Annotated in this window: 4 protein-coding genes; all 4 read right to left on the bottom strand. The window is 51.8% G+C overall.

The features are described 5' to 3' along the window. Positions 1-109 precede the first annotated feature (109 nt). Complete coding sequence (locus X965_RS18560; RefSeq protein WP_036419739.1) at positions 110-445, bottom strand: hypothetical protein; 336 nt, start codon at positions 443-445, stop codon at positions 110-112. Positions 446-547: 102 nt separating this feature from the next. Beyond that, complete coding sequence (locus X965_RS18555; RefSeq protein WP_156341100.1) at positions 548-1,009, bottom strand: hypothetical protein; 462 nt, start codon at positions 1,007-1,009, stop codon at positions 548-550. Between the two features lie 69 nt (positions 1,010-1,078). After that, positions 1,079-1,243 (bottom strand): hypothetical protein, encoded by a 165-nt coding sequence (locus X965_RS19455; RefSeq protein ID WP_156341099.1) that lies wholly within the window; start codon positions 1,241-1,243, stop codon positions 1,079-1,081. 10 nt (positions 1,244-1,253) lie between these two features. Beyond that, positions 1,254-2,638: TrbI/VirB10 family protein (locus X965_RS18550; RefSeq protein ID WP_253280795.1), on the bottom strand; the 1,385-nt coding region annotated here is incomplete at its 5' end.

Below are 2,638 nucleotides of genomic sequence, written 5' to 3'. Positions count from 1 at the left end.
CTAAATGTCATAACCCCCTCATCAGGAATAAATTCCATTCCGGCATTACATTAATAATTAATAAAAACTTCCGGTGAAAGAAACGGTAAACACCGACCACCGGCTCCGGTCAGTCAGAAACCCCACCCTGCTGTTTACTGAGGAATTTCCGGTATGAACTGATGGCGTTATCATACTCTGCCGCATCAACCTGCAGGATAGTTTCATGACAGTTAATAATATTCATTTCACCGGCAGCATTCCCGCCGGATAACACCAGAGGTTTACATTCCTCACTGTAATATTTGCCAATATTTTCCTGATAAGGATTTCCTTTACAGTTTACTGCGTCAATTGCAAACACGCCGGTAATAACCAGAACACCGGCTGCAATGATACCGGCACTGATTATTTTTCCGGTTCTGTTTTCACAATGACAATATCGCCATATACCGATATGAATCATAATAAACCCGACAGCCAATCCTGTTATTATCATATCTGCCTCTGAATAAAGTTAATATTTTATAACGACTGCTTAATCAGCCTGAATATCTGACTGACTACATTAACGGATATAATCCTGACTCCGTTTTTTACTTTTCAGGTGAGCGATATCATAACGGATAAGCCGGACACTCTCCCGCCAGCGCTCAGCCTCCGCCGGGTCGGTTTCATCCAGAACATACTGCACCTCAGAAACCAGCTTATCCAGATACCGGTTAACCTGCTCCGTGTTTTTATTCAGGCGGACGGCTTCCTGAAACTCAAAGAGGACTTTCCAGGCCGGATATGTTCCGGCATAGCAGACAACAGAATTAAAAAAGCTCTTATAGACCTGCAGCGCATCTTTCAGTACAACATTTTGTAACGCAATGTCATCCGTCACATAATAATACCTGTCCGTATCCACCCGGGTTAACGGTTCTTTCATTTTTTCACACAGACGATTGTGCCGGGATTTCCGGATAAAAAAATTCACCGCAAAAATAATATTCAGTGCCAGTGATATAACCAAAATGTAAATCATAAAATCACCATCCGGATACCGCATACTGTCCGGCGGTATATCACATCCCAGACATGCCATAAACGCTCCTTAACCGGCCTGAATATCAGACCGGATATAATTACCTGCCAGTACCGCAAGCCCGCCGACCGATAAAGCAAACATCACCACCTCAGCCGGGACGCCGGGCACACACAGTGATACCAGGAAGAAAATAAGCCCGGTGAAGCACTGCACAAGAGTGACCACATTCATCATCGCCCCCTTACTGCGGATAACCGGGCGGCTGCGAATACCCGTAAGCGGGTGCCGGTGCCGGATTTGAAGGTACAGGTGAACCGAGGTTCAGCTCACGCAGGGTTTCTTTTGAAACCGTGATCCCCTGCTGTACCGCCTCTTTCACCGGCGTTTTAGCCGCTTTCTTTTTCTTCACATCGGCAAATTCCAGCTGAAACCCTTCCTGAAACACCACGGTCACATCGACACCGGCACCGACGGGAATAACCGGATGGTACTGCTCTGCCCGTTTGATGAAATAATCGGACAGGGTTTTGCCGACCTGTGAGGTTCCGGAGCCTGCACCGGCCCGGGCGACATCCCCGAACGAGGTGGTGTCCGCCGCCCCGATACCGACCGTGGTCTGCCCCACTTTGCCGATACCGCTGCCGATGGCATCAATCGCACCGCCCGCAAAGGCATATCCGATCATTTCCCCGTTGCGGATCACCGGCTCTCCTTTGATCCCGTTTTTTCCCATAAAGGAAATGTGTCCCTTAAACTTCATATCCACGGTATGACCAAAGAGTTTGCAGGACAGCCGGTCGGTTCTCACCAGCGCACGTTCACTGGAGATATCCCCGTACACCCCGGCGGTGACCATACAGCCGCGCAGATCGTATTCCTCATTGTTCGCCATCAGTACCGGCCCGGTCAGACGAAACTGCATCGGGGACGGATTACTGTTGCCGGTGACAGAGGCATTGGCATCCGCCCCCTCAATAATAATGGCCTGCGCAAAACTGCCGGACGGGATATACGGTAATTCCGGAACCGCCGTCTCAGGCTCGCTGTCATCCTCATACTCAATCGTCACGGAAGACAGACCGCGCCCCAGATCCGGATTCACGACAAGCTGACTCTGCGGGGCGGCATACCCCTGCCCGCCCGGATAAAAGGCGGTCGGCGGCGGGATCACCGGCTGACCGGCCCCGGTATTCAGCGTCGGCATGCCGCCCGTCTGTCCGTTACCGCCGGTATCCGCAGACGGAAATGCCCGTTCACTCTGCAGCTCTGTCAGCTGCTCCTGCAGTACGGACAAATCCTTTTCCTGCTGCTCTATCTTGTCGCGGTAGGCTTTGTTGGTCTGCTCCAGTTTGTCGATACGGCCGGAAAACGCGCGGATTTTCTTGTCCGCCTCAGACGCGGTTTCCTGCAGGTTTGCCACGGCGGCACCCTCCAGTTTCTTGTCAAACGAGGACGAGACCACGCCGGTCATATTCGGTGCCGGTTTCGGTGCCGCTTTTGCCGACGGTTTCACCGGCTGCCCGAGATACCAGGCAACACCGCCGGTGACACCCAGCCCGCAGAGTACCGCTATCAGCACCACCACCTGTTTACGGCGGGTTTTCACATTAATATTCGCCATCTCAG

The organism is Morganella sp. EGD-HP17, assembly GCF_000512315.2.
GTDB classification, from domain to species: Bacteria; Pseudomonadota; Gammaproteobacteria; order Enterobacterales; family Enterobacteriaceae; genus Morganella; species Morganella morganii.
The sequence above is the reverse complement of the archived record's forward strand: the minus strand, read 5'-3'. Positions and strand labels throughout refer to the sequence as shown.

Bases quoted from the DNA above. Each gene is read 5' to 3' on its own strand.
- X965_RS18560 (WP_036419739.1), bottom strand. From the start codon at position 445: ATGATTCATATCGGTATATGGCGATATTGTCATTGTGAAAACAGAACC.
- X965_RS19455 (WP_156341099.1), bottom strand. From the start codon at position 1,243: ATGAATGTGGTCACTCTTGTGCAGTGCTTCACCGGGCTTATTTTCTTC.
- X965_RS18555 (WP_156341100.1), bottom strand. From the start codon at position 1,009: ATGATTTACATTTTGGTTATATCACTGGCACTGAATATTATTTTTGCG.